Source organism: Streptomyces chilikensis, assembly GCF_001642695.1.
Lineage (GTDB): Bacteria > Actinomycetota > Actinomycetes > Streptomycetales > Streptomycetaceae > Streptomyces > Streptomyces chilikensis.
This window is the reverse complement of record NZ_LWCC02000005.1, coordinates 3,371,017-3,396,482: the sequence shown is the minus strand read 5'-3', so window position 1 is coordinate 3,396,482 and position 25,466 is coordinate 3,371,017. Positions and strand designations below refer to the sequence as shown.

At 74.0% G+C, this 25,466-nt stretch carries 23 protein-coding genes, 1 tRNA gene and 1 pseudogene; 9 read left to right on the top strand and 16 right to left on the bottom strand.

The window, feature by feature from the left end; all coding sequences use genetic code 11:
* Positions 1-34: 34 nt before the first annotated feature.
* Positions 35-442 (bottom strand): hypothetical protein, encoded by a 408-nt coding sequence (locus A2U95_RS15115; RefSeq protein ID WP_166022811.1) that lies wholly within the window; start codon positions 440-442, stop codon positions 35-37.
* A 458-nt stretch (positions 443-900) separates the two neighbouring features.
* A complete protein-coding gene (locus tag A2U95_RS15110; RefSeq protein ID WP_166022809.1) occupies positions 901-1,881 on the bottom strand; it encodes a MerR family transcriptional regulator in 981 nt (326 codons plus the stop codon).
* A gap of 93 nt (positions 1,882-1,974) precedes the next feature.
* Here A2U95_RS15110 and A2U95_RS15105 point away from each other — a divergent pair, with 93 nt between their 5' ends.
* Positions 1,975-3,504 (top strand): alpha/beta fold hydrolase, encoded by a 1,530-nt coding sequence (locus A2U95_RS15105; protein ID WP_166022807.1) that lies wholly within the window; start codon positions 1,975-1,977, stop codon positions 3,502-3,504.
* Here A2U95_RS15105 and A2U95_RS15100 read toward each other — a convergent pair.
* Entirely contained in the window at positions 3,501-3,743 is a 243-nt protein-coding gene (locus A2U95_RS15100) for a DUF2277 domain-containing protein (protein WP_166022805.1), read from the bottom strand. The two genes, A2U95_RS15105 and A2U95_RS15100, sit on opposite strands and share 4 nt — an antisense overlap.
* Positions 3,744-3,857: 114 nt before the next feature.
* Here A2U95_RS15100 and A2U95_RS15095 point away from each other — a divergent pair, with 114 nt between their 5' ends.
* A complete protein-coding gene (locus A2U95_RS15095; protein ID WP_166022803.1) occupies positions 3,858-4,214 on the top strand; it encodes a hypothetical protein in 357 nt (118 codons plus the stop codon).
* Here A2U95_RS15095 and A2U95_RS15090 read toward each other — a convergent pair.
* Together A2U95_RS15090 and A2U95_RS15085 are read right to left on the bottom strand one after the other, a co-directional pair.
* The gene (locus A2U95_RS15090) at positions 4,198-4,662 is read right to left on the bottom strand and encodes an SDR family oxidoreductase (RefSeq protein WP_166022801.1); all 465 of its coding nucleotides are present in this window, start codon (positions 4,660-4,662) and stop codon (positions 4,198-4,200) included. The genes A2U95_RS15095 and A2U95_RS15090 overlap by 17 nt on opposite strands.
* A 305-nt stretch (positions 4,663-4,967) precedes the next feature.
* Positions 4,968-5,042: transfer RNA gene (locus tag A2U95_RS15085), tRNA-Val, on the bottom strand.
* 143 nt (positions 5,043-5,185) lie between these two features.
* On the opposite strand from A2U95_RS15085, the gene A2U95_RS15080 reads away from it, so the two are divergent.
* Positions 5,186-6,529, top strand: a complete 1,344-nt coding sequence (locus tag A2U95_RS15080) for a hypothetical protein (RefSeq protein ID WP_166022799.1) — start codon at positions 5,186-5,188, stop codon at positions 6,527-6,529.
* A 35-nt stretch (positions 6,530-6,564) separates the two neighbouring features.
* On the opposite strand, the gene A2U95_RS15075 is transcribed toward A2U95_RS15080, so the two are convergent.
* The 4 genes from A2U95_RS15075 to A2U95_RS15060 all read right to left on the bottom strand — a co-directional run bounded on the left by A2U95_RS15075 (position 6,565) and on the right by A2U95_RS15060 (position 11,997).
* A complete protein-coding gene (locus tag A2U95_RS15075; RefSeq protein WP_166022797.1) occupies positions 6,565-6,786 on the bottom strand; it encodes an FmdB family zinc ribbon protein in 222 nt (73 codons plus the stop codon).
* A gap of 538 nt (positions 6,787-7,324) precedes the next feature.
* Positions 7,325-8,167, bottom strand: a complete 843-nt coding sequence (locus A2U95_RS15070; protein WP_166022795.1) for an HAD family hydrolase — start codon at positions 8,165-8,167, stop codon at positions 7,325-7,327.
* Positions 8,164-10,710, bottom strand: coding sequence for a phosphoribosyltransferase (locus A2U95_RS15065; protein WP_166022793.1), 2,547 nt, complete (start codon positions 10,708-10,710; stop codon positions 8,164-8,166). Before A2U95_RS15065 ends, A2U95_RS15070 begins: the two co-directional genes overlap by 4 nt.
* 105 nt (positions 10,711-10,815) lie before the next feature.
* On the bottom strand, positions 10,816-11,997 hold the full coding sequence (locus tag A2U95_RS15060; RefSeq protein WP_166022791.1) for an HpcH/HpaI aldolase/citrate lyase family protein: 1,182 nt from the start codon (positions 11,995-11,997) through the stop codon (positions 10,816-10,818).
* 202 nt (positions 11,998-12,199) lie between these two features.
* Here A2U95_RS15060 and A2U95_RS15055 point away from each other — a divergent pair, with 202 nt between their 5' ends.
* Positions 12,200-13,060 (top strand): TerD family protein, encoded by an 861-nt coding sequence (locus A2U95_RS15055; protein WP_166022789.1) that lies wholly within the window; start codon positions 12,200-12,202, stop codon positions 13,058-13,060.
* 141 nt (positions 13,061-13,201) lie between these two features.
* Here A2U95_RS15055 and A2U95_RS15050 read toward each other — a convergent pair whose 3' ends face one another.
* The 6 genes from A2U95_RS15050 to A2U95_RS15025 form a co-directional block, all read right to left on the bottom strand.
* Positions 13,202-13,996, bottom strand: a complete 795-nt coding sequence (locus tag A2U95_RS15050; RefSeq protein ID WP_240957332.1) for a Tellurium resistance — start codon at positions 13,994-13,996, stop codon at positions 13,202-13,204.
* A gap of 170 nt (positions 13,997-14,166) precedes the next feature.
* Entirely contained in the window at positions 14,167-15,300 is a 1,134-nt protein-coding gene (locus A2U95_RS15045) for a DUF475 domain-containing protein (protein ID WP_166022785.1), read from the bottom strand.
* Positions 15,301-15,400: 100 nt separating this feature from the next.
* Positions 15,401-15,979 carry a TerD family protein gene (locus tag A2U95_RS15040; protein WP_166022784.1) on the bottom strand — a complete coding sequence of 193 codons (579 nt, stop codon included), beginning with the start codon at positions 15,977-15,979 and terminating at the stop codon, positions 15,401-15,403.
* Between the two features lie 227 nt (positions 15,980-16,206).
* Entirely contained in the window at positions 16,207-16,782 is a 576-nt protein-coding gene (locus tag A2U95_RS15035; protein ID WP_166022783.1) for a TerD family protein, read from the bottom strand.
* Positions 16,783-16,902: 120 nt separating this feature from the next.
* The gene (locus A2U95_RS15030) at positions 16,903-17,361 is read right to left on the bottom strand and encodes a peroxiredoxin (protein ID WP_166022779.1); all 459 of its coding nucleotides are present in this window, start codon (positions 17,359-17,361) and stop codon (positions 16,903-16,905) included.
* Positions 17,362-17,512: 151 nt separating this feature from the next.
* Complete coding sequence (locus A2U95_RS15025; RefSeq protein ID WP_206282887.1) at positions 17,513-17,950, bottom strand: DUF3052 domain-containing protein; 438 nt, start codon at positions 17,948-17,950, stop codon at positions 17,513-17,515.
* Between the two features lie 461 nt (positions 17,951-18,411).
* Between A2U95_RS15025 and aceE the strand changes: the two genes are divergently transcribed.
* Both aceE and A2U95_RS15015 read left to right on the top strand, forming a co-directional pair.
* Positions 18,412-21,168, top strand: a complete 2,757-nt coding sequence (aceE, locus tag A2U95_RS15020; protein ID WP_166022775.1) for a pyruvate dehydrogenase (acetyl-transferring), homodimeric type — start codon at positions 18,412-18,414, stop codon at positions 21,166-21,168.
* A 65-nt stretch (positions 21,169-21,233) separates the two neighbouring features.
* Complete coding sequence (locus A2U95_RS15015; protein ID WP_166022773.1) at positions 21,234-22,007, top strand: potassium channel family protein; 774 nt, start codon at positions 21,234-21,236, stop codon at positions 22,005-22,007.
* Between the two features lie 284 nt (positions 22,008-22,291).
* Here A2U95_RS15015 and A2U95_RS15010 read toward each other — a convergent pair whose 3' ends face one another.
* Positions 22,292-22,597 (bottom strand): small hydrophobic protein, encoded by a 306-nt coding sequence (locus A2U95_RS15010; RefSeq protein ID WP_166022771.1) that lies wholly within the window; start codon positions 22,595-22,597, stop codon positions 22,292-22,294.
* 135 nt (positions 22,598-22,732) lie between these two features.
* Between A2U95_RS15010 and A2U95_RS15005 the strand changes: the two genes are divergently transcribed.
* From A2U95_RS15005 to A2U95_RS32055, 3 genes and pseudogenes are all read left to right on the top strand, one after another.
* Positions 22,733-23,968 (top strand): alpha/beta hydrolase, encoded by a 1,236-nt coding sequence (locus A2U95_RS15005; RefSeq protein WP_166022769.1) that lies wholly within the window; start codon positions 22,733-22,735, stop codon positions 23,966-23,968.
* Positions 23,969-24,035: 67 nt separating this feature from the next.
* Positions 24,036-24,929: a DUF4429 domain-containing protein gene (locus A2U95_RS15000; protein WP_166022766.1), complete on the top strand. Its 894-nt coding sequence runs from the start codon at positions 24,036-24,038 to the stop codon at positions 24,927-24,929.
* A gap of 290 nt (positions 24,930-25,219) precedes the next feature.
* Positions 25,220-25,466 (top strand): annotated as a pseudogene (locus A2U95_RS32055) (hypothetical protein); the annotation flags it as partial.

Genomic DNA, 25,466 nt, shown 5'->3' with positions numbered 1-25,466 from the left:
CGGGGGCGGGGGTCCAGGGGGTCAGCGGCCGCGGTCAGCGGCGACCGTGGTCGCGGCGGTCGTCCCAGCGGTGGTCACGGTCGCGGTCCCAGCGGTGGTCGCGGTCGCGGCGGTCGTCCCAGCGGTGGTCGCGGTCGCGGTCCCAGCGGTCGCAGCGGTGGTGCCGCCCGTGGTGACGGCCGTGGTCACGGTCACGGTCACGACGGTCCCAGCGGTCGCAGCGGTCGTGCCGGTCGCGACAGCGCTCACCGCGCCAGTGGTGACGGCCGTGGTCACGGTGCTTGTGGCAGTGCCGGTCCGCGCCGACGCCCTGCGAGGCCGAGACGGAAGCCGAGGCCTCCGAGGCGGCCGGGGCCGCGGACGCGGACGCGGCGCCCGCGGCCATGCTCGCGACGAGCGCGAAGGCGGCGACTGTGGTGGCGGTGATGTGGCGGATACCCATGATCCCCTCCGTTGACGGTCCGTGACGCGTGCGCATCCCGGGCGGAGAAGCCCGGAGCGATACGTTTCCGCGCCCCTTGTCCCGACCGTTCTACTCGTCCGGTGGATCCGGTTGCCGCAGTACACGAAGATCCTCCCCCTTTCGGCCCAGCGCACGCGTTCCGGCCCCGGCGCGGCGGGGGGCTGTGAGCAACCGCGGGAGGACACCGGCGAACACGAAGGGCCGGCCGGAACAGCACCGGAACACCGGGCCGCCTCCCCGCGGCCCCACACCCGAGGGCGGGCCGTCAACGGTGCCGGCAGCGACGCCTCGACGGCTTCCGGCAGCGCGGGGACCGCCCCCGGCGCAGGCGGCGGCCGCGCCCGGGCGGCGGCCTCCGTCCCGCCGGTCCGCGCCCGCCGGCCTGCCGGGTCCTGTCGGCCGGCCCCACCGGGCTGCCCGCCCTTCCGGACGCCCCGTCAGGGACGACGGGACGCGGCCCCGGCCTTCCCCGGGCGCCGTCCCAGGTCCGCGTCGAGCGCCACCAGGAGCCAGTCGTGCGCGGACCCCGGGGTCGGCTCGGGACGGCTGCCGGGAGCGGTGATCACCTCGGCCGTCAGTTCCCAGTACCCGTCGACGCGCGGATCGGCCGCGAGCCGGCCGGCCAGCAGACGGCGGAAGGCCGGCGTGTCGCGGGCGCCGTACGCGCCCGCGTACGCGTCCACGAACCCGTCCAGCGCCTCACCGGGACGGGGCTCCGCACCCCTGCGCAGTTCCCCGCCCGCCAGGCCGTAGGCCAGGTCGAGGCCCGCGTACAGCACGGAGGACCCGCGTGGCCCCGCGGCGCCGTGGACTCCGGGCTGGCACGGGCCGCTCCCGCCGCACGGTCGGGTCACGAAGGCGTGCAGCCGGGCGAACGCGAGCACCTGGCCCGGCCGCGGGTCGTCGGGCGGATGCGGCACCGCCCTTTCCAGGAAGGCGGCGACGGACCGGGCGGGCATCCGGGGCGGCAGCCACGAACGCCAGAAGCGGGCCAGTGAGGCGGTGCTCGGCGGGGTGGTGATCGCCCCCACCAGCCGGAGCCTGGCGGGGCGTTCGGCCGGCGGACACTCCCGCACCAGCCGGAGCGCGGCCTCGCGCCAGCGCAGGGCCGCGAGTTCGGATCCGATGGCGCGCAGCCGGCCGGCGACGGCGTCCTCCAGCACGTCGCCCGCGCCTCCGGCGTCCTGTTCGTCGAGGACGCGGCGCACTTCGGCGAGCGGCAGGTCGAGCCCGCGCAGGGAGCGGATCAGGCTCAGCCGCTCCGCGGCGTCCGGGGCGTACCGGCGGTGTCCGCCGCTGCTGCGGGACGCCTCCGGCAGCAGTCCGCGGTCCGAGTAGAAGCGGACGGTCTTGACGCTGACGCCCGCGCGTTCGGCCAGTTCACCGATGGTCCAGAGACCGTCGTGCGACGAGAGCACTTGAACCTCCCTCAGGGGGAGTTCCTACGGTACCGGCGGGCGCTGCCGGGAGATCGGTCCGGGGCGCCGGGAACCGTGCGACGAGGAGGGACCATGACCGTATTCGTTCTGGTGGCCGGGGCGTTCACCGGCCCGCACGTGTGGCGGGACACGGCGGCGCGGCTGACCGCGGAAGGCGCCGAGGTGCACACCGTGGCGCTCACCGGGCTCGGCAGGCCCCCGGGGGATCCCGCCGAGGCCGTCGACCTGGAGACCCATGTCGCGGACGTGCTCGCGGTGATCGACTCGGTGACGGCGGAGTCCGGCCGGGAGATCGTGCTCGTCGGCCACGACTACGGCATCCACCCGGTGCTCGGCGCGGCCGACCGGCGGGCGGGGTCGGTCGGCCGGATCGTCCACCTGGACGCCGGGATGCCGCGGGACGGCGTGCCCGCCGTGGCCGCCGTGCCCGACCAGCGCCTGCGCGAGGAGTTGTCGGAGCGCGCCGCCGGGAGCGCGGAGCGGGTCGCGGCCGGCGAACTGCCGCCCCCGGCCCGGGACGAGTGGTCCCGCTGGGGGAGCACGGCGGGACTCTCGGAGGCGGCGCTCGACGAGCTCACCGCCCTCGCGGTGCCGCAGCCGCTGGGCACGCTGCTCCAGCCGCTGCGGCTCACCGGCGCCGTGGCCTCCGTACCCGCGACCGGGGTGCTGTGCACCGGCAACGGGCCGGGCGTCGAGACGCTCCAGATCATGGTGGACATGGGCGATCCCGCTCTCCGCGCCCTGGCCGACGCCCGGGTGACCTTCTTCGAACTGCCGACCGGGCACTGGCCGATGCGGTCCTGCCCCGCCGCGCTGGCCGACGTCCTGATCGAGGCCGCGTCCGGCGGGGGCCGGAGGCTGACCGCCGGCGACGCCGCCCGGACGCCCGCCCATCTGCGGCCGTTCCTCCTCGACGTGCCCGAACGGCCACGCGAGCGGACCGGGAACACCGACCTGTACCTGCCGGACGGCCCGGGACCGCATCCGGCCGTCGTGTTCGTGCACGGCGGCCCGGTGCCCGCCGGGGCACGGCCCACGCCCCGGGACTGGCCGACCCTGACGGGATACGCGCGCCACGTCGCCGGGCTGGGGGCCGTGGGCGTGACGCTGGACCACCGCCTGCACGCCCTGACCGACTACGGGACGGCCGCCGCGGACCTGGCCGACGCGGTGGAACGGGTGCGCGCTGATCCGCGGGTGGACGCGGGCCGGGTCGCGCTGTGGTTCTTCTCGGGCGGGGGCCCGCTCACCGCCGACTGGCTGGCGGCTCCTCCGCCATGGCTGCGCTGCGTGGCGGCGAACTACCCGATCCTGTCGCCGCTGCCGAGCTGGGGGATGTCCGACACCCGCTTCCACCCGGTCCGCGAGCTCGCCCACGCCGGTGGACTGCCGGTGGTGCTGGTGCGGGCGGGGCGCGAGAGTGCCGAGATCGCCGCCACGGTCGAGGAGTTCCTGGCCGAGGCCGGGCGCTGCGGGGCGAACGTCGAGGTCATCGACGTACCGGACGGGCGTCACGGGTTCGAGACGCTCGACCCGACCGACGAGGCGCGCGCAGCCGTGCACCGCGCGGTGGGCTCGGTGCTGGCCCGCCTCACGGCCTAGGAGCTCCGGGCCGCCGCGGCCGGGGACCTGCTCCCCCTCACCTCCAGGCCGGCGAGCAGCTCCGCCGTCGCCCCGGCCACCGCTTCCACCGCCGCGTCGAACACCTCGCGGTTGTGCGCCGCGGGCGCCCGGAATCCGGACACCTTGCGCACGTACTGCAGCGCGGCGGCCCTGATCTCTTCCTCCGTCGCCTCGTCCGGCAGCGCCGGAGGACGGAGCGTCTTGATGCTGCGACACATATGTCCAGTGTGACCCTCCCGCGGTCCACCGGAGCACCATTCCAGGACACCCGTTCGAGGGAAATCGCCAGATCGAACTCGCCCCACTAAATCGAACAGGCGTACCATTGCCGCGTGGCCAAGACCTACGACTTTCCGAGCGATCTGCTCGACGGTCAGACGGAGTTGCATCAGGTCAGGGCCGAGCTCTCGGCCCTCCTGAAGCGTCTCCCCTGGTCCGTCGACCCCCACGACGGCTTCAGCGACGACAACGGCTGGCGCAAGGCCGAGCGCCCCGCCTCCCCCGGCTGGACGCCGGACGAACAGGCCTACGTGGAGAAGCTGCGCCGTCGCGAGCACGAGCTGGCGGTGTTCGTGACGACCCACCCTTTCTGGTCCCGGCTCCAGGGCCCCGAGTCGGTCGAGGCCCGCTCGAGGCTGAAGCACGCCAAGGAGCCGTCCGGCGCCGGCCCGGTCACCGGTAACCCGTGACACCGGCCTCCCGCCCGGCGCCCTGGACCTCCACGACGTACCTCCAGGCGTCGGGCCGGCTGCCGTCCCGGTCGGTGAACCCGTACTTCCGGGCCAGGCCGCCGCTCGACAGGGACTGCCCGTTCCAGCGGCTCACCTCCGGGTCCGCGGCCGGCGCGGCCACGGCCCGCCCCACGAGACAGGGCGCCTCCGAGATCGCGAAGTGCGGCTCCTCGACCAGGTGGTCGGTGGGCGCGGCGATCCCCCGCCCGCCCGCCGCGGTCACCGGTTCCGCCGTCTCCTCGATCGTCTCGGGCCGCCCGTACTCGGACCGCGCCTCGCGGGTGGTCCGCCCGGTCACGCAGACCGTCGCGCCCGCCGCCCCGAGCTCCACCGCGATCCCCCGTCCGGCTCCCCGGGTGGCCCCCGCGACCAGTGCGACCCTGCCGTCCGGTGCCGCTGCCGCCACGCCCGACCCCCTTCCGCCCACGACCGCCGCGGGTCGTCCCCTACGTATCAACCAGGCGTCGCCGCGCGCACGGTTTCCGCACCACCGCGCGCGGCGGTCCCCGGGAGCGCCCTGCGGTCCGGATGCGATCGTCCGCTCCCCCGGCTCCACCCCTGCTGCGGCCGGCGGACCGGTCCTTCCGCCCGGCGTCCGGGTCCGCCGCCCGGCCACCCGACCGCGGGAGGCGGGCGCACGGGGCGCGGGAGGACGCACGACGACGAGGCCCCCCGGAAGCTCTTCCGGGGGGCCCGCGCGTGTCTTCTCCCTGGTGCGCGCGGACGGTTTCGAACCGCCGACATCCGCCTTGTAAGGGCGGCGCTCTACCGCTGAGCTACGCGCGCAGGACAATACGGCCGACAGCCTACCCTGCCGTTCCGGGCCTCCCGCAAACTGTCCGTCCGGGGGGCGAACTGCCCGAGCCGTGTGGTGCGTCGACACAGGTGGGACAATGGCTGGGTCGGCCCGGCGGTGACGGGGAGTGGATGTGTCGGACAAGTCGTGGACGCACGGGCCGGTCAAGGACGCGGTGACTCTGGCGGCGCTGCCGTGGTTGCTGGCGCCGGTGCTGGCCGCGGCGTTCGCCGGGGGCGGGACGCGGCGGTGGTTCGGCGGGCGGACGGACGACCGGCGGGCGCAGGCGCAGGAGGCGAAGGACGCGGCGGCGCAGGCGTTCTACGAGCTGGACACCGCGCAGCGGGACCTGCGGCTGACGGTGGAGACGATAAGGGCCGTGGACGACTCGCCCGGGGCGCGCCGGGCGCTGGCCTCGTTCGAGGAGTTCGGGCGGCGGGTCGACGAGGTCAGTCACCGGTACATCGAGACGATCGACGCGCACGACCTGGACCGGGACGACCTGGACGCGGCCACGGCCGGCCGGGCGCGGGCCGAGCTGAGCCGGGCGCGCGACGACCTCGACCGGGTGCGGCGGGAGCTGGAACGGTTCGCCGGGGAGCTGGGGCCCCTGCTGGACAAGGCGGAGACCCGGCTGGCCCGGCTGGCGCCCGCGGTGGAGCGGGCCCGGCAGGCGCTGCGGGCGGCCGCCGGGCAGCTCGACAGCACCCGCGCGGCGGGGCTGCGCGCCGACGACCTGGCCGCCCGGCTGGCGGCGCTGGGGCCGGATCTGACGCTGCTCAACGAGGGCGCCGGGCGGCACGGCGCGGCGGCCACGCTGGAGCGGGCCGACCGGGTCACGCGGGAGGCGGAGGCGGTGCGCGCGGAGGCGGCGCGGCTGCCGGAGCGGGCGGCGGAGATCGACCGGCGCCTGGTGTCGCTGCGGACGCGGGCCGAGGCGCTGGGGAACCGGGCGGAGCAGGTCGAGCCGGTCCTGAGCGAGCTGCGCCGCGGGTTCACGCTGGCGTGCTGGCAGGACCTGCAGTCGGTGCCGGAGCAGGCGGCGCGGAACGTGGCGCGGGCCGGGGAGCGGTTGGCCGAGGCGCGGGCGGCGCGGCAGGAACAGCGGTGGGCCGACGCGACGGCGCTGCTGGCGACCGTGCGGGCGCTGCTCAACTCGGCGGACGAGGCGGTGTCGGCGGCCGGGGACCGGCTGCGGCGGCTGGAGGCGGTGCGGAAGGACCCGGGCGCCGAGGTCGATCGCGCACGGTTCGCGGTGCGGGACGCGCAGCGGCTGGCGATGGCCGGGCGGCACCGCCCCGATCCTCGGCACGCGGGTCCGCTGGACGCGGCGGCGGCCCGGCTGGAGCGGGCCGCCGCCGCGGTCGAGGGGGCGCGCCACCCGGACTGGTGGCGTTTCCTGGAGGAGATGCGGGCGGTGCGGGAGGACGTGGGCCGGGTGGTCGCCGCGATCCGGGAGGCCCGGGCCGAGGGCTGACGGCGTCGCCGCCGCGTCCCGCGGGCGCCGCGGGGTCAGCCGCAGCAGCCTCCGCCGCAGCAGCCGCCCCCGCCGCCACCGGAGGGCGCGGGCGCCGCGGAGGCACCGCCGCGGCCGCCGACGGCCACGGTGGAGAGCAGCTTGACGGTGTCCCCGTGGCCCGCGGGGCAGGTGGCCGGGGCGGAGGACTCCGCCATGGGGCGGCTGAGTTCGAACGTGTCGCCGCAGCTGCGGCAGCGGTACTCGTAGCGAGGCATGGCCTCATTATGCGGGGCGGCGGCCCGCGCGGTCCCGGCCCCGCCGGCCCCGGGCGGCCTCGGCGCCGGCCGACGGGAACGGTGCGGCACGAGCGCACCACGCCGGCCGAGCGGATCACGCCGGTTCACGCGGGTCATGCCGTCCCTGACAGGCCGCACGCACCTGCGCGGGTCACTCACGCCCGCACGGGCCACGCGTGCCCGCACGAGTCATTGGTGCCCGCACGGATCGCGCCCACCTGCACGGACGGCGCCGGCCGGACCTCGCCCCGGTCCGGTCCGGTGCGTCGAACCGTCACCCGCGCACGTACGGCCGCCGTGTGCGCACCCGCGTGCCGCGGCAGACACGAGCGCGCCGCGGACGGCGCGTGCGGGCGCGGCCGTCACACGCGTACGTGCCGTCCGCGCCCGCCCCCGCCCGGCGAAGGAGCAGCGACGGCAGGCCGCCGCCGGGCGCGGGCACGGGCGGAGACGGGCACGGGCGCGGGCGGCGCCGTCCTGCGGGAGGGGCCTGTGCGCGCCCCCGCCCCGCCGCCCCTCAGTCCCGCGCCGCCGCGATGAACTCGCGCAGGATCCGCTCCCCCGCGAGGACTCCCCGCTCCACCAGCGGGACCACCGTCGGCGCGCCCCAGCCGCTGTCGGCGAGTTCGCCGTGGTTGGGGCGCCAGCCGCGGTCGGCCGCGAGGAGGAGGTCGGCGTCGAGGAGGGAGTCGCCGGCGCCGAGGACCAGGTGGGTCCCGGTGCGGCGGGCGACCTCGTGGACCGCCGCGCTCTTGGTGAGCGGCTTGGGCACGGCGTAGATCTTGCGGCCCTGGAGGGAGACGGTCCAGCCGCGGTTCTCGGCCCATTCGGCGAGGTCCTTCACCCACTGCGGGGGCAGCAGGTCGCGCTCGACGACCAGGTAGGCGAAGAGGTCCTCGGCGACCCGGTGCTTGCGCACCCACTCGGGGTCGGCGGTGCGCCGGAGGTGTTCGGTGACCTCGCCGAGCGGCGCGCACCGCTCGGCGAGCCGGGTGGCCACCGCGCGCTGCCAGTCGGGGTCGGAGACGCCGTCGACCAGCAGGTGGCCGCCGTTGGCGCAGATCGCGTAACGGGGCGCGGGGCCGGGCAGGCTGATCCGCCCGTACTGGGCGCGGGTGCGGGTGGTGGTGGGCACGAACCAGGCGGTGTCGCCGAGTTCGGCGAGGAGTTCGGCCGCGGTCTCGGTCATGAAGGAGAGCGGTCTGTGTTCGTGGGTCTCGACGCACAGCAGCCGGGGGGCGTCCTGGTCCGGCATGGTGAGCGCGAGGGCGGCCGTGGAGTAGATCAGGGTCCGGTCCAGGTCGCTGGCGACGACGGCGCGGGGGCCGCCGGTATGGGAACCGGCGGGAGACGTGGTCATCGTGCGGCCACCGTCCGTCCGTCGGTGCCGGTGGCGCCGCGCGTGAAGCGCGGGTGGATGAGTCCGACGCAACTGTAGGGCAGTTCGTCCACCTCCTCGACCGGCACCCCGCGCTGGGCGGCGAGCAGCCGGACGTGGTCAAGGTCGGCGCCCGCGTCCTTGAGGGCCAGGATCTTCCACGGTACCCGGCGCAGCAGCACCCGGGTGGTCTCGCCCACGCCGGGCTTCACCAGGTTGACGTCGTGGATGCCGTACTCCTCGCTGATCCGTTCCACGGCGGCCCAGCCCTCCCAGGTGGGGGTGCGGTCGGTGGCGAGGAGTTCCTTGGCGCGGGCCTCGGCGGCGTCGGCGACCTCGTCGAAGCGGGCCGACACGGCGTCCAGGAAGGCGACGGAGACGTCGCTCCCGGCGAGTTCCCGGTAGAACTTGGCGCCGTGGTAGTCGTGCGGGCCGACCAGGTCGGCGCGCAGCACGGTGCGCGATATCAGGCCGGAGACGGTCGAGTTGAGGCAGGCGGAGGGGATGAGGAAGTCCTCGCGGGTGCCGTGGGTGCGCACGCAGGAGCCGGGGTCGGCGAGCACCGCGATCTCCGGGTCGAAGCCGGTGATGCCTTCGGACGCCTCGAACTCGGCTATGGCGGCGGCGAGTTCGCGGGTGATGGCGCCCTTGCCGGTCCAGCCGTCGACGAACACGACGTCGCGCGGGTCGTGGTGGGCGGCGAGCCACCGCAGGGCGTTGGCGTCGATGCCGCGGCCGCGGACGATGGAGACGGCGTAGTGCGGCAGGTCCAGGCCGTGCCGGTGGTGGGCCCAGCGGCGCATCAGGACGCCGACGGGGGTTCCGGCGCGGGCCAGCGAGACCAGCACGGTCTGCCCGGAGCGCGGGGAGCGCTCGGCGAGGACGGTCTCGGTGACCACCCCGACGGCCTCGGCGATCCTGGCGGCGGAGGTGTCCAGGGCGGCGTGGAAGAGCCGCTGGTACTCCTCGCTGGGCTGGTACTCGACGGGCAGCGACTCGGCGTAGTGGGCGCCGCCGCTCTGGATGGCCTCCTCGCGCTCCTCGGTGGGCGCCTCGAGGGTGACGTCGGAGAGGTCCTGCAGCAGCCAGCCCACCTCGTCGGGGGCGTAGGAGGAGAAGTGCGGTCCGCGGAGGGGCTCCGGCAGCATGGCGGGCCTTTCGGGTACGCGCGCGGGGCCGCCCCGGCGGGCGGTGGGCGCGGGAACGTGGCGGGTGAGGTCGCCGGGGGCACGGCCGGTGACGTGGGGGACGTGGCTCGGGACGACGGCGAGCAGCACGTGCGGGACGTGTGCGGCGAGCTGGGCGAGCAGGCCCTCGGGAGCGTGCAGGGCGGGCGTGTCGGCGACGGAGTCGACGACGGCGACCACGGTGTCGAAGCCGGCGCCGGCCACGTTGTACGCGTAGCGGTCGCCGGGGCCGTCGGCGGGCTCGTCGTGGGCGGGGAAGACCAGGCGGCTGCGGATGGCGTAGCCGGGGTCGTCCACGGCGAGGACGGGCGAGCGGGTGGTGGTCGAGAACCGCACCTCGGCGTCGGGGACGGCCTGTTCGAGTGCGGCGGCGAGCCGCAGCGGCGCGTACATCAGCTCCTCGGAGCCGAGCACCAGGACGCGGCGGGCGCCGGCCGGGAGGGCGTCGGCGAGGCGCCCGGTCATGGCGGGCAGGGCGGCGTCGAGCCGGGCCCGGTGGGCGGGTGTGAAGCCGTGCCGGCCGCCGTCGGGCAGACCGGCGGGCCAGCCGAGGCCGATCCGGCGGACGGTGCCGGGGGCGGCCGTCCGCCGCGGCGGTACGGCCGGGGCCTCGTGCTCGGCGACCAGTGCCCGGCCCTTCTCCAGGACGTCCTCGGGCAGCCGGACCCGGCCCGAGGCGGTGGCGACCAGGTCGACGCGGGCGCCGATCCCGGCGGCGAAGCCGGCGAGCCGGTCGCTGTCGGCGGGCGAGCGGGTGTCCACCAGCGCCACCACCACGTACCGGTCACGGGGGTGGCGGGCGTGCAGGTCGCGGATGGTGTTGAGCACGGTGTTGCCGGTGGAGAACTCGTCGTCGACCAGCACCAGCGGGCCGTCGCCGGCCAGCAGGGCGGGGTCCTCGGGCAGCAGCAGGTGGCTGGTGGCGTGGGAGTGGGACTCCTCGAAGCCGCCGGCCGGCTCGACGCCGGGGACGAGGCGGCGGGTGGAGTGCAGGCAGGGGGCGTCGCCGAGGCCGTCGGCGACCGAGTGGCCGAGCCCGGTGGCGGTCTCGGCGTAACCGAGGACGACGGCCCGGGCCGCCTGCTCGGGCCCCAGCAGTTCCCGGACCCTGCGGCCGAGCGCCAGGCCGTGTGCGTGGACCACGGCGGGCGACTGCGGGACGTGCTTGCCGAGCACGTGGGAGACGAGCAGGTGGGCGCGCCGGGGGTTGCGGCGCAGGGCGAGTCCGAGCAGGTCGCGCAGGGCCGGCTCGCCCTCCAGGGCGAGGCCCAGCCGTTCGGCGACCCAGGTGCCGGTCCAGGGTCCGGAGTGGTCCTCGGCGGTGTCCGCTGTCTTCATGTGTCCCTTGTGTGTCCGGCCGGCGCTCCGGTGGTGTGTGCCACCGCTGTCCGGCGACTGTCCGTCTGCGTCGCCCGCGGGCCGCCTCGCCGGCGGCCCTGCCCGTCACGGGCAGGCGTCGGAGGCCGCGGCGAGCAGGTCGACGAAGCCCACGTCCTCGTGGGCGACGCCGAAGACCTCGGCGCGCAGCATGGTCCGCAGCGCCCATGCCCGGTGCGGCTTCACCTCGTTCATCTTGTTGGTGTACGCCGACCGCAGCACCCCGCCGCCGCCCCGCTCGGGCCGCAGGATGTCCTGGGCGTCGCTGAACTCCTCGTGGCTGACGACGGAGAGCGCGTGGACCGGCTGGACGTGGGTGGGGTGGATGCAGGTCTTGCCGAGCAGACCGTTGGCGCGGTCCAGGGCGATCTCCCGGACCAGGCCGTCCATCGCGTGCTCGATCAGCGTCTCACGCAGTTCCTGGGCGTCGCCGCGGAAGGGGCTCTCCCGCAGCTGAGGCTTGAAGATTCGTTCCTGCAGCCGGAAGTACTCCCAGACCGGTCCGGTGACGGTGAAACCGGTGCCGTCCGCCCGTCCCAGCACGTTGACGACGTCGGAGATGACCGAGGCGACGATCCGCACGTCGTAGGCGGTCATGTCGGGGGCCCTGCGCAGGCCGTACGCGGAACAGAAGTCGGTGACCCCCAGCCGCAGCGCCAGTACCCGGTCGCGGTACTTGTCCACCACGTCGAAGATCCCGGCCAGGGTCTCGGTCCGCGTCTCCAGGTACAGCAGTTCGGGGGACTCCAGGACCGGCATCACGAACAGCCGCCGGCCGCTGGCGGTCTCGGCGTCGGCCGCCGCCTCCAGGAAGGGGGTGCCGTGCCGCGCGGTGAACTTGGGCACCACGAAGCCGGAGAGCAGCCGGACGGACGGCCCGAAGCGGCGGACCAGGTCGCCGATCTGGCCGGCGTCGCGCACCCGGACGAAGAGCAGCGGCAGCCGTTCGCCGGAGGTCCCGCCGAGCCGCTCGTCCAGCTCGGCGAACTGGCGGACCAGGTTCGCCTCGCCGGCCTCGACGTCGGCGTCGTCGATGGAGTCCTCCAGGCACAGCACCATCGAGACGACGCCGCGGGCGGCCTGCTTGAGGACGTCGTCGGCCAGCCGCGGACGGGTGGCCGGACTGTAGAGGGTGGCGCCCAGCGCCGTGGCGAGCACGGGGGCGGGCGAGTCGGCCGTGAACTCGCAGGGTTGCTGGTGGAAGAGGCGCTCTCGCACCTGCGGGGCTACGTGCCCGAAATGACGCATGGGGGTCCCCCGAAAATCAGCGGCCGAAGAGGGTGGCCGGTAATAGTACGTACAGATCGATTTCTGTAGTTCCCGAGGTCCATGAAGTTCGGGTGACGGGCATATGTCCGCTACCCTCCGTAGCGATCGCGTCAGGGACCCCCGTCGTTCCGGACCGACCCCCGCATTGTCCTGGCCAGAGCAAGAGGGCAGGATTGCCCGCATGACGCACGCGATGCTGAAGGGGTCGAACGTCCCGCTGGAGGCGGGCACGGTGCGCGCCGTGCTCCGCTGGTCGGCCGGGCCGGGCGCTCCCGACGTGGATGCCTCGGCGCTGCTCCTCGGGACGGACGGGCGCGTGCGTTCCGACGGGGACTTCGTCTTCTACAACCAGCCACGGCATCCCTCCGGGAAGGTATGGCGGCTCGGCAAGAAGCGTGTCACCGAGGGCCTCACCGACACGGTCCAGACGAACCTGAGCGGTGTCGAGGCGGATGTCGGCCGTGTTCTGCTGGTCGCCTCGGCGGACGGCGTGCCGTTCTCCCGCGTGGAGGACCTGCGCATCCTGCTGTACGACGCGGACGTCCCGGACGGGGACCCGCTGGCGTATTTCGACATCGTGCCGGAGACCGGCGAGGAGACCGCCATGATCTGCGGCGAGCTCTACCGCCGGGACGGGAGCTGGAAGTTCCGGGCGCTGGGCGAGGGGTACGCCAACGGGCTGGAGGGACTGGCCTCGGACTTCGGCATCTCGGTGGAGGACCCTCCGGACGGGGACGCGGGGTCCTCCGGGGAGCAGCCGGGCGCTGCGGCGGAGGCGGGGCCGGACTTCTCCCGGCCGCTGCCGCCGGAGGAGCCGACGGCGCCGGCCGTGCCGGTGCCGCCGACGACGCCGGGGTACGGGTATCCGCCCGCCGCGGCGCCGCCCGCCGCGCCGGTGGCGCCTGCCGGGTACGGGTACCCGCCCGCCGCGGCGACGGTGCAGCGGGTGCCGGCGCACGCCTCCGCCTACGGGTATCCGCAGCCGGTGGGGGAGCAGGAGTTCCGCATGCCGCCGATGGGACCGCAGTTCCTGTCCCGCTGACCCGCGGCGGGGCGGGCGGCGCCGGCTGCCCGCAGCGGCGCACGGGGCCGCCCCACCGCTGCGGGGGGACGGCGCGGCTGACGGCACAGGGGCGGGGCCGCCCCCGTCCCGCGGGGGAGGGGGCCGCCGCGGCGGCGGGGGTCAGCGGTCGGCGGACTTGTAGCCGCGGCCCCAGTTGAGGCCCCAGCCGTAGAGCCGGTCGAGCTCCGCCTGGAACCCGTACACGTACCGCGCCTCACGGCGGACGAAGATCTCGTCCTTGACGTTCTCCACCATGAACACCGCGCAGGACCGGGCCTGCGGCTGGCGTTCGTCGAGGTCGATCTCGATCACCGGGTCCGCCCCGGCGAAGAGCGTCACCGTCGCCTCGGTGCGGTCGAAGGCCGGGGTCTCGTCGTAGATGTAGGCGAAGACCAGCAGCCGCCGGATGTCGCCGCGGTGGTCGAGGTTGATGTGCATCGTCTCGCCCGACCCGGAGCCCGCCCGGTCGTCGCCGTCGAGCTTCACGTACGGCGGCTCGTTGATGGAACCGTAGAGCCGGCCGAGCGGCTGGACGACGCCCTTGGACCCGTCGGTCAGCTCGTACAGGCAGCCCAGGTCGAGGTCGACGCGGACCATCGACTGGGTGTGCCCCACGATCTCCGGCGGCTTCAGCGCCCTCAGCGGGTGGCGCAGCAGGCTCTCCCGCGCGCCGCCCCCGAGGTCGGAGGTCCGCATCCGCCAGGCCAGCTGGACCCGCAGGTTGCCGGTGTCGACGCCCTGCCTGGTCAGCGAGACCCGGCGCCTGCGGCTGGTCAGCCGGACCGGGCCGCCGCGGGAGCCGCGGGTGTCGAACCCGGCGGCGTGCCAGGGCCTCAGCCCGTCGAAGAAGCCCGAGAACGCCGCGCGGCCCGGCCTCGTCCCCCGCTCCCTGGACCCCTGTTCCGTGGAAGCCATCCCCGTCCACCCCTCGCACCTCGTCGCTCACCGCGCCCCGCACGCACCGCGGGGCGGCCCCGAGGACTGCTCGTCCTCGACGACCGCCCCGCCAAGAGCGTTCCCCCGCCGACGGGTGCGGTACACGCGGCGAGGGTCACACACCGGGGTCGCACGTCGGCACGCGGGGGTCACGCGCCGGAGGAGACCTCCGTCTTGCCGGCGGCTCCGCCCTCCGCGGCGAGCCGCTTGTTGCGGCGGACCGAGGACAGGAAGGACCAGCCGATCAGGAAGACGCCGATCAGACCGGTGATGATCTCGTGGATCTCGTGCTGGATGGTGATCAGCAGGATGACGGCCAGGGCGCCGATCGCGTAGTGGGCGCCGTGCTCCAGGTAGACGTAGTCGTCCAGGGTGCCCTGGCGGACCAGGTACACGGTGAGGGAACGGACGTACATCGCGCCGATGCCCAGGCCCAGCGCCATCATGATGATGTCGTTGGTGATGGCGAAGGCGCCGATGACGCCGTCGAAGGAGAACGACGCGTCGAGGACCTCGAGGTAGAGGAACATGAAGAAGGCGGCCTTGCCGACCAGCATCACCGCGGACCGCGGCTTGCCCTCCGCGACGGCCTTCTCCTCCGCCTCGTGCTCGCGCTCCTCCTCCTCCTCGAGCTTGTCCTCGAAGAAGCCGGAGAGACCGCCGACCACCAGGTAGGTGATCAGACCGGCGATGCCGGACAGCATCACCGTCCCGGACTTGTCCACGTAGCCGCTGTGCGTGTGGGCGTTGGTCGCGAAGGTCATCGCCGTGATCAGCAGGACGATCAGCGCGATGCAGACCGACAGCATGTCGATCTTGCCGAGCTTGGCGAGCGGACGCTCCAGCCAGGCCAGCCACTTGATGTCCCGGTCCTCGAAGATGAAGTCGAGGAAGATCATCAGCAGGAACATGCCGCCGAACGCCGCGATCGCCGGGTGGGCGTCCGTCACGTACTGCTCGTAGAGCTCCTTGTTGTTCAGCGCCAGGTCGACCGCGTCGATCGGGTTGAGCTTGGCGCTGATGGCGACGATGACGACGGGGAAGACCAGCCGCATGCCGAAGACGGCGATCAGGATGCCGATGGTCAGGAAGATGCGCTGCCAGAAGGGGCTCATCTTCTTGAGGATTCCGGCGTTGACCACGGCGTTGTCGAAGGACAGCGAGATCTCGAGGATCGACAGGATGGCGACGACGCCGAAGGCCGTCCACCCCCCGTAAATGACTGCGACGACCAGGCCGAGCGCGGTGACCGCGAACGACCAGCCGAAGGTTTTCAGTACCACTGGCTACCCCATCATGTGGCGGGGGACCGCCCCGCACCCGGCTTTACTCTTCGTTGACCCGAAGTCTAGGGTCGTCCCGCGCCCCCGTGACGCCCGGGTCTCAGGAGACGTCGACTCCGTGGTCGAGCGCGATGCCGCGCAGACCCGACGCGTACCCCTGGCCGACGGCGCGGAACTTCCACTCCCCCTGGTACCGGTAGAGCTCGCCGAAGATCATCGCGGTCTCGGTGGAGGCGTCCTCGGAGAGGTCGTAGCGGGCCAGCTCCATGCCGTCGGCGTCGTTGACCACGCGGATGAAGGCGTTGGCGACCTGGCCGAAGCTCTGGCCGCGCAGGTCGGCGTCGTGGATGGAGACGGGGAAGACGATGCGCTCGCAGCGCGCGGGCACCTGGGAGAGGTCCACGACGATCGACTCGTCGTCGCCGTCCCCCTCGCCGGTGAGGTTGTCGCCGGTGTGGGTCACCGAGCCGTCGGGGCTGGAGAGCTGGTTGTAGAAGACGAACCAGTCGTCCCCGAGGATGCGGCCGCCGGCCCCGCAGATCAGGGCGCTGGCGTCGAGGTCGAAGGGCGCTCCGGTGGTGGAGCGCGCGTCCCAGCCGAGCCCGACCGTCACCTTGGTGAGGTCGGGGGCGGCCTTGGAGAGGGAGACGTTGCCTCCCTTGGCGAGCGTGACGCCCATGAACGGATCCTCCCCTGAAGTCTGCGGAACGGCGGCGCCCGCGAGGGACGCCGCCTGCGCGACGACGGCGCGCCGTGCGGCGGCCGGCCCGCCGGTGCCGACCGCGCCCCGGGTCCCGGGCCCGGCCGGCCCGCCGGTGCCGACCGCGCCCCGGGTCCCGGGCCGGCGCGCCGCGGGCGCGGCCGCCGGTCCGGGACCCGGGGCGGTGTGCCCTGGACGGGTGGGCGTCAGACGTTGACGCCGAAGTCCTGCGCGATGCCGCGCAGGCCCGAGGCGTAGCCCTGGCCCACCGCGCGGAACTTCCACTCCGTGCCGTGGCGGTAGAGCTCGCCGAAGACCATGGCGGTCTCCGTGGAGGCGTCCTCGGAGAGGTCGTACCGGGCGATCTCGGCGCCGCCGGCCTGGTTCACCACGCGGATGAACGCGTTGCGGACCTGGCCGAAGGACTGCTGGCGGGCCTCGGCCTCGTAGATCGAGACCGGGAAGACGATCCGGTCGACGTCGGCCGGGACGGCGGCCAGGTCGACCTTGATCTGCTCGTCGTCGCCCTCGCCCTCACCCGTGCGGTTGTCGCCGGTGTGCTCGACGGAGCCGTCCGGGCTCTTGAGGTTGTTGAAGAAGACGAAGTACGCGTCGCCGGCCACCTTGCCGGCCGCGTTCAGCAGCAGGGCGCTGGCGTCCAGGTCGAAGTCGGTGCCGGTGGTCGTGCGGACGTCCCAGCCGAGGCCGACGATGACCGCCGTCAGGCCGGGCGCCTCCTTGCTCAGCGAAACGTTGCCGCCCTTGCTGAGGCTGACTCCCACGAGTCCTCCCTTTGGTGTCCGGGGGCGGGGAGCCCCTTGGTGCGTCGGTAACAGGTCAACGACCGATCGTAGTGACCGGTTCCCTCCCAGGGGGCGGAGAACCCGGCACAGGCGGCCCGATCACATGCTGCCGAGCGCCTTCACGTAGTCGTTCAGGTCGCGCGCGTCGGGAAGGGCGTTGACGACGGTCCAGCGGACCACGCCCTCCTTGTCGATGATGAAGGTGCCCCGCACCGCGCAGCCCTTCTCCTCGTCGAAGACGCCGTAGGCGCGCGCCACGTTCCCGTGCGGCCAGAAGTCGGAGAGGAGGGGGTACTCGAAGCCCTCCTGCTCGGCGTAGACGCGGAGGCTGTGCATCGAGTCGGCGGAGACGGCGAGGACCTGGGTGTCCTCGTTGACGAAGGACGGCAGGTTGTCCCGGATGTCGCAGAGCTCGCCGGTGCAGACCCCGGTGAAGGCGAAGGGGTAGAACAACAGGACGACGTTCTTCTCCCCCAGGTGGTCGGAGAGCCTCACGGTCCGGCCGTGGTTGTCCTTGAGCTCGAAGTCCGGGGCCTTGGTGCCGACCTCGATAGCCATCGTCTCGTGTCCCTTCGGTGACTGCGCAGCTGGGCGAGTGCCACCCTACGCGGCCTGCGGAAACCGCGGGAAAACGCCGCGGGGGGAGGGAGGGGCCGCACGGCCCCTCCCTCCCCCCGCGGTCGGGGTCCGTCCTCCTGGCGGAGGAGCGTCACCGCTTGTTCTTGGCGCCCTTCGGCGTCAGCAGGCGGCTTCCGCTCCAGTCCTTGCCCACGCTGACGCTCTTGGTCGCGGAGAGCCCCGCGGTCGTCGCGGCTTCGGCGATCTCGCTCGGCTCCACGTAGCCGTCACGGCCCGTCTTGGGCGTGAGGAGCAGGATGGAGCCGCCTTCCTCGATGTACGTGGTGGCGTCCACCAGCGCATCGGTCAGGTCGCCGTCGTCGTCGCGGAACCACAGCACCACGGCATCGGCCACGTCGTCGTATTCCTCGTCGACCAGCTCGCTGCCGATGACTTCCTCGATGGCCTCGCGAAGCTCCTGATCGACGTCGTCGTCGTAGCCGATCTCCTGGACCACCTGCTCGGGCTGGAACCCCAGCCTGGCGGCAGGGTTCGTCCGCTCCTCCGCGTGGTCCGCGGTCGCGCTCACGGGTTGCCTCCTGATCATGTTGCGAATTGTGTCTCCCCCGGCCCGCCCGGAGGCCGTCGGGGGAAGGTTCGAGCCACGCGCGTGCGCGAAGCATTGGCCGTAGTCCACACGGGCGGGACCGATCGCGCAAGTACCCGGCCGTCGAGACCGCCGAAACGGTGACGTTCCCGGCGGCGCCGTCGCAAGTTCCGGACACCGGTCCCGGGCCCGGGTGACGCAGGCCACACTATTCTGTCCTCTTTGCCGCTTTCGACGGACACCATGCGTGCGACGTGCGAATTGTTTTGCGAAACCTGTCGGGAGTGAGCGTATTCGCTTTCCATGACCCGCGCGCCACGGGGGTCGGCCACCGGCCACCCGGCCGGCCGCAGGCGCGGGAGGTGAGGTTCACGATCAGCGGGTACACCATGGGAGAAACCCGCCGAGAACGACAGGACACCCTGCGAGAGCGAAGGAACACCGTGGCTTCCGGACCCGGATCAGATCGCGCCCCGATCATCATCGGCGGCCTGCCCAGCCAGGTCCCCGACTTCGACCCCGAGGAGACCAGGGAGTGGCTCGACTCCCTCGACGCAGCGATCGACGAGCGCGGCCGCGACCGGGCGCGCTACCTGATGCTCCGCATGATCGAGCGGGCCCGCGAGAAGCGCGTGGCCGTGCCCGAGATGCGCAGCACGGACTACGTCAACACGATCGCCACCAAGGACGAGCCGTTCTTCCCGGGCAACGAGGAGATCGAGCGCAAGATCCTCAACGCGACCCGCTGGAACGCCGCGGTGATGGTCTCCCGCGCACAGCGCCCCGGGGTCGGCGTGGGCGGCCACATCGCCACCTTCGCCTCCTCCGCCTCGCTGTACGACGTGGGCTTCAACCACTTCTTCCGCGGCAAGGACGGCGGTGACGGCGGCGACCAGATCTTCTTCCAGGGGCACGCCTCCCCCGGCATCTACGCCCGCGCCTTCCTGCTGGACCGGCTCTCCGAGGCGCAGCTGAACGGCTTCCGCCAGGAGAAGTCGAAGGCCCCCGACTGCCTGTCCTCGTACCCGCACCCGCGCTCCATGCCGGACTTCTGGGAGTTCCCGACGGTCTCCATGGGCCTGGGGCCGCTGGGCGCGATCTACCAGGCGCGGATGAACCGCTACATGGAGGCCCGCGGCATCGCCGACACCTCCCGTTCCCACGTCTGGGCGTTCCTCGGCGACGGCGAGATGGACGAGCCGGAGTCGCTGGGCCAGCTCTCGCTGGCCGCCCGCGAGGGGCTGGACAACCTGACCTTCGTGGTCAACTGCAACCTGCAGCGGCTGGACGGGCCGGTGCGCGGCAACGGGAAGATCATCCAGGAGCTGGAGTCGGTCTTCCGGGGCGCCGGCTGGAACGTGATCAAGCTGATCTGGGACCGCAGCTGGGACCCGCTGCTGGCCCAGGACCGGGACGGCGTCCTCGTCGACAAGATGAACCGGACGCCCGACGGCCAGTTCCAGACCTACGCCACCGAGTCCGGCGCCTACATCCGCGACCACTTCTTCGGCGGCGACCACCGGTTGCGCGCGATGGTCGAGAACATGACCGACGATCAGATCCTCCACCTGGGGCGCGGCGGCCACGACCACCGGAAGATCTTCGCGGCCTACTCGGCGGCGCTGGCGCACAAGGGCCAGCCGACGGTCATCCTGGCGAAGACGATCAAGGGCTGGACGCTGGGGCCCAACTTCGAGGGCCGCAACGCCACGCACCAGATGAAGAAGCTGACGGTCGACGACCTCAAGCGCTTCCGCGACCGGCTGCACCTGCCGATCGCCGACAAGGAGCTGGAGGACCCCTACGAGGCCCCGTACTTCCACCCGGGCAAGGACTCCGAGGAGATCCAGTACATGCACGACCGGCGCCGGGCGCTGGACGGCTACGTGCCCACCCGGGTGCTGCGGTCCAAGCCGCTGACGCTGCCGGGCGACCAGGCCTACGCCACGATGAAGAAGGGCTCCGGGAAGCAGACCATCGCCACCACCATGGCGTTCGTCCGGCTGCTGAAGGACCTGATGCGGGACAAGGAGATCGGCCGCCGGTTCGTGCTGATCGCGCCGGACGAGTACCGCACGTTCGGCATGGACTCGTTCTTCCCGAGCGCCAAGATCTACAACCCGATGGGCCAGCAGTACGAGTCCGTCGACCGCGACCTGCTGCTCGCCTACAAGGAGTCGCCGACCGGCCAGCTCCTGCACGACGGCATCTCCGAGGCCGGCTGCACCGCCTCCCTGATCGCCGCCGGTTCGGCCCACGCCACGCACGGCGAGCCGCTGATCCCGGTGTACGTCTTCTACTCGATGTTCGGCTTCCAGCGCACCGGCGACCAGTTCTGGCAGATGGCCGACCAGATGGCCCGCGGTTTCGTGCTGGGCGCGACCGCCGGCCGCACCACGCTGACCGGCGAGGGCCTCCAGCACGCGGACGGCCACTCGCAGCTGCTGGCCTCGACCAACCCGGCGTGCGTGGCGTACGACCCGGCGTTCGGCTTCGAGATCGCGCACATCGTGCGGGACGGGCTGCGCCGCATGTACGGCTCGTCGCCGGAGCACCCGCACGGCGAGGACGTCTTCTACTACCTGACCGTCTACAACGAGCCGATCGTGCACCCGGCCGAGCCGGAGGACGTGGACGTCGAGGGCATCCTCAAGGGCATCCACCGGTTCGCGCCGGGCACGTCGGGGTCGGTCCCCGCCCAGATCATGGCCTCGGGCGTGGCCCTGCCGTGGGCGCTGGAGGCGCAGCGGATCCTCGCCGAGGACTGGGACGTGCGGGCCGACGTCTGGTCGGCGACCTCCTGGAACGAGCTGCGGCGCGAGGCGGTCGCGGTGGAGGAGCACAACCTGCTGCACCCGGAGGAGGAGCCGCGGGTGCCGTGGGTGACCCGGAAGCTGTCGGGCGCCGAGGGGCCGTTCGTGGCGGTCTCCGACTGGATGCGTTCGGTGCCGGACCAGATCGCCCGCTGGGTGCCCGGCCCCTACACCTCGCTGGGCGCCGACGGCTTCGGCTTCGCCGACACCCGCGGGGCGGCGCGCCGCTTCTTCCACATCGACGCCCAGTCGGTGGTGGTGGCGGTGCTCTCCGAGCTGGCCAAGACGGGGCGGGTCGACCGCGGGGTGCTCAAGCAGGCGATCGACCGTTACCGGATCCTGGACGTGGGCGCGGCCGACCCGGGGACCATGGGCGGCGACGCCTGACGGCGCCCCGTCAGGACCCTGCCCCCGCCGTCCCCGGACGGCGGGGGCCTTCCTACCATTCCGGGATGGTCAAGGACGGAACGGCGGCTCCCGCCCGGCTGGAAACCTGGGAGCGGCACACCCAGCGCCCGCTGCTGCTGGCCGCCGTGGTGTTCGCGGTCGCCTACGCGGTGCCGATCGTGGACCCGGACGCGAGCCGGACGGTGGTCGTCGCGTGCCGTTGGGCCGAGTGGGTGGTCTGGGCCGGGTTCGCGGTGGACTACTCGGCGCGGCTGTGCCTGTCCGAGGACCGGTGGGCCTTCTTCCGCGCCCACCTGCTGGACCTGCTGGCGGTGCTGCTGCCGCTGCTGAGCCCGCTGAGGCTGCTGCGGCTGGTGTCCACGCTGATCCTGGTGGGCCAGCGGGCCCGGCTGAGCCGGCAGGTGCGGCTGACCACGTACGTGGGGGGCTCGGTGCTGGGGCTGCTGGTCTTCGGCTCGCTGGCCGTCCTGTCGGTGGAGCGGAACGCGCCGGGCGGGAACATCAGGACGCTGGGCGACGCGGTGTGGTGGGCGTTCACCACGATGACGACGGTCGGCTACGGGGACCTGGCGCCGACCACCGGCCTCGGGCGGGTGCTCGCGGTGGGGCTGATGCTCTCCGGGATCGCGCTGCTCGGTGTCGTCACCGCCAACATCGCGGCCTGGTTCGTCGCGCAGTTCGAGAAGGACGACGCGGAGGAACGGCTGCAGACGGAGGCGATCCGCGCCCTCACCGAGGAGGTCCGCGCCCTCCGCGCCGAGGTGGCGGCCCTCTCCCGCGACCGGCCCGCCGCCCCGGCCGGCCCAAACGACGCCTGACCCCGGGGGGAGGCTGCCGTCGCGGAGCCGCGCGCCGTCGAGCCGTCGGCTCCGGCGGCGTGATCCGGCGGCGTGATCCGGCGGCGTGATCCGGCGGCGTGATCCGGCGGCGGCACCGGCGTTTTCCGCGGGCGCGACCACGGACGTCGCGCTCCGGCCTCCGCCGGGGACCGGGGACCGGGACCGACGCCGCGATGCCCACGGCGGGCGAACGATCCCCGGCACGACGAAGGGCGTCGGAGCGGAGAGGAGTCGCTCCGGCGCCCTGTCGTGGGGCCGGCGGGTCAGAGGAGACCCGCGCCCGTACCCGTCCCTGCGAGGAAGACCAACGCCAGGACGGTGTCGATCGCACCGAGGACGACCGCGACCAGTGCCGGCCACCCGGCACTCGCGCCCTTCCAGGTGCGTCCCATCGCGAGCCAGCCGCACACCACCGCCACCGGGCCGAGGATGATCCCGGCGACGAAGAGCCCAGCCACCGCGCACACGACTCCGATGATCGCGAGCGTCGCGCTGTCCGGCCCGGTCCGTGACGGGTTCACGCCACGTGAGCGGGGGTGCCTGCGCGCGCCTTGTCCGAAGCCGGCCATATCAACTCCCTTGCACCCTCTGCCTTGTAGGGGCGCCCATCGGGTTCTCTGGTCGGATTGCCCGCAATCCGCGCTCCACGCATGCCAGTTGCGGATTTCCGGCGACCGGTCCGCCTCTCCTAGAGTTCCGCCCCGATGACGATCACGCGGACCCGCCCCACCGCCCGGCAGCTCCGGCCCGGCATCCGGCGGGCACTGGCCCACGCGCTCCCCGCCCTGGCGGTGGTCTTCGCACTGTTCACCACCTCCGGCTGGACGACCGCCCCCGGGCACCGGCCCTCCGGGGCGCTCGCCGCGGACCTCGCCGCCTGGGGACGCGGCCGCATCGGCGGCCGCCCGCTGCCCGCCCCGGCCTCTCCCCCCGGCGTCCTCGCCGCGTTCTTCGCTTCCCTCACCCCCCGCGAGCGGCGTCACCTGGCCCGCAGCCACCCGCTGACCGTCGGCAACATGAACGGCGCCCCGGTGACCCTCCGGTACCACGCCAACCGGCTGGCGCTGGGTGACGCGCTGCGCGCCGAACGCGCCCGGCCCCGCGACCCGCGGCTCACCGAGGCGGACCGGCGCGAGGCGGGCCGCAGGCTGCACCGGTTCGCCTCCCTGATGGAGGAGGACCGCGACATCCTGGCCTTCGACCCCGACGGCGGCGGCCGGGTGGCGGAGGTCTTCGGCGACCTGGCCCGTGCCGACCGGATCTCCGTGGTGGTGCCGGGCGCCGGCACCGACCTGCTGACCTTCCAGCGCTCCGCCCGCTCCGCCACCGCGCCCGTGGGCATGGCGCTGGCACTGCGCCGGGCCCAGCGGGAGGCCAGGCCCGGGGTGCGCACCGCGGTGGTCGCCTGGGCCGACTACACGGCGCCCGGCGGCGTGGGGGTGGACGCGGCCACCGCCTCCCTGGCCGCGGCCGGCGCGGTCCGGCTGTCCGCCCTGGTGGGCTCGCTGCCCGGCGGGGCGCCCGTGGCCCTCTTCTGCCACAGCTACGGCTCGGTGGTGTGCGGGCTGGCCGCGCGGTCGCTGCCCGCCCGGGTCACCGACATCGTGGTGGCCGGCAGCCCGGGGATGCGCGCCGGCCACGCCTCGCTGCTCGGTTCCCGCGCCCGGATCTGGGCGGCCCGCGCCACCGGGGACTGGATCGCCGGTCTCCCCCACGTGGAGGTCGGCGGTCTCGGCCACGGCGCCGACCCCGTCTCCCCCGGGTTCGGCGCCCGGGTGCTGTCCGCGGAGGGCGCCGAGGGGCACTCCGGTTACTTCGCCCCGGGCAGCGAAAGTCTGAAGAATTTCGCTCTGATCGCCGCAGGAGCTCCGGCCGCAGTGCGCTGCGCACGCGAAGAAGACCCGTGCGGAAGCCTTCCTACCGCAGGCTCGCCGGTCTGAGGGCGTCCCCACCGCAAAAAATCAGGGCTTGCCGGACTCGGGACGTCGAGGGGGAGGCACGCATACGATGGCCCGCATGGGTGACGTACTGGCCGGATTTCATGCCGCCTGGGAGTTCGAGTCCGACTCCGTGCTCATCCGCTACGAACGGGGGATCCGCACACCGAGACTGTTCCACGCGCTCGGCGAACGCCGCATACCGCTCGCCGCCCTCGCCGGGGTGGACCTGACGCCCGGCCGGCGCGGCAGCGTGGTGCTGCGCGCCAGGCCGAGAGCGGGCGCCGACCCGCTGATGGACGCCGCCGACGGCCAGCTGCCGGAGGGCAGCGATCCGTACCGGCTGGTGCTGCCCGGCGACCGGGAGACCCTCGCCGAGTACTACGCCGACGAGCTGCGCGCCCGCATCCCGCGCGACCCGGAGCCCCCGCCGAGGTACCTGGTGGCTCCGCCGGATCCGCCGCGGCAGTTCAAGGCGTACGACGCCAAGGCGTCCTTCGACGGGTCCACGGTGACGTTCCGCTGGTCGTGGACGGGGGCCTCCTCCGCCAAGTGGAGGACGGGCGACCAGTACGTGCCGGTCACGGAGCTGGCCGGGGTGGAGTGGCGTTCGCCGGAGGCCCTGGAGGGGCACCTGCGGCTGGTCCGCCGCGGCGCGGGGGACCACGGGCGGCACCTGCCGGTGGACCAGGACCCGGCGGCCGTGGTCTTCGGCCTCGGTTACGGGCCGGTCCACGAGTCGCTGCCGTTCGCGGCCGCGGTGCTGGCCGCGGTGCGGGCCCTCGGCGGCGTGGCGGGCAAGAACGGCGTGGAGCGGATGACGCCGGTGCCGATCGGGGTCCCCCGGCAGGACCCCGCGGACATCGCCGACCGGATCCGGCACCTCGGCGAGCTCCACCGGGCGGGACTGGTCACCGACGAGGAGTTCGCCGCCAAGAAGGCCGACCTGCTCGCCGAACTCTGACGGCGCCCGGTTCCGCCCGGCCCGGACCGCCTCACGGTCCAGCACATGCAGACAAATGTGCGGAAATTCCACCGGTTCGGGTGAGTCGAGGTTGGCCGCCGAGTCTCCTGGGCAGCCCAAGGTCACAGCGGGTCAGGCCCTCCGCAGGACATGCGGAGTACGCCGGTCCGCTCGTGCGCGGTCGGAGGGGAACGGCGGACGGGCGGACCGGCCCCGGTGCCGTTCCGCCACGGCCCTCGCCCGCGGGCCCTGCCCGGGGACGCCGCGAGGAGCTCCGCCCACGACGGGCCGTGATCGACGCGCTCCGGCCCGGCCGTTCGCCGCGCCGTCCGGCCGGGACGCCCGAGCGGCACGCCGAGGCACTGGAACCGCTGCGGCGACGGCCGGCCGACGAGGGCGGCCACTTCGCCGCGTTCGTCGTCGGCCACCCCGGCCGGCCCGGCTTCCCGGCCCCGCCGATCCGGCACCCGGCGGCCACGTCTTCGGCGTCGCCGCCGGCCCGGCGCCCGCCGACCCCGGCGCCCGCCGCCGCGGCTG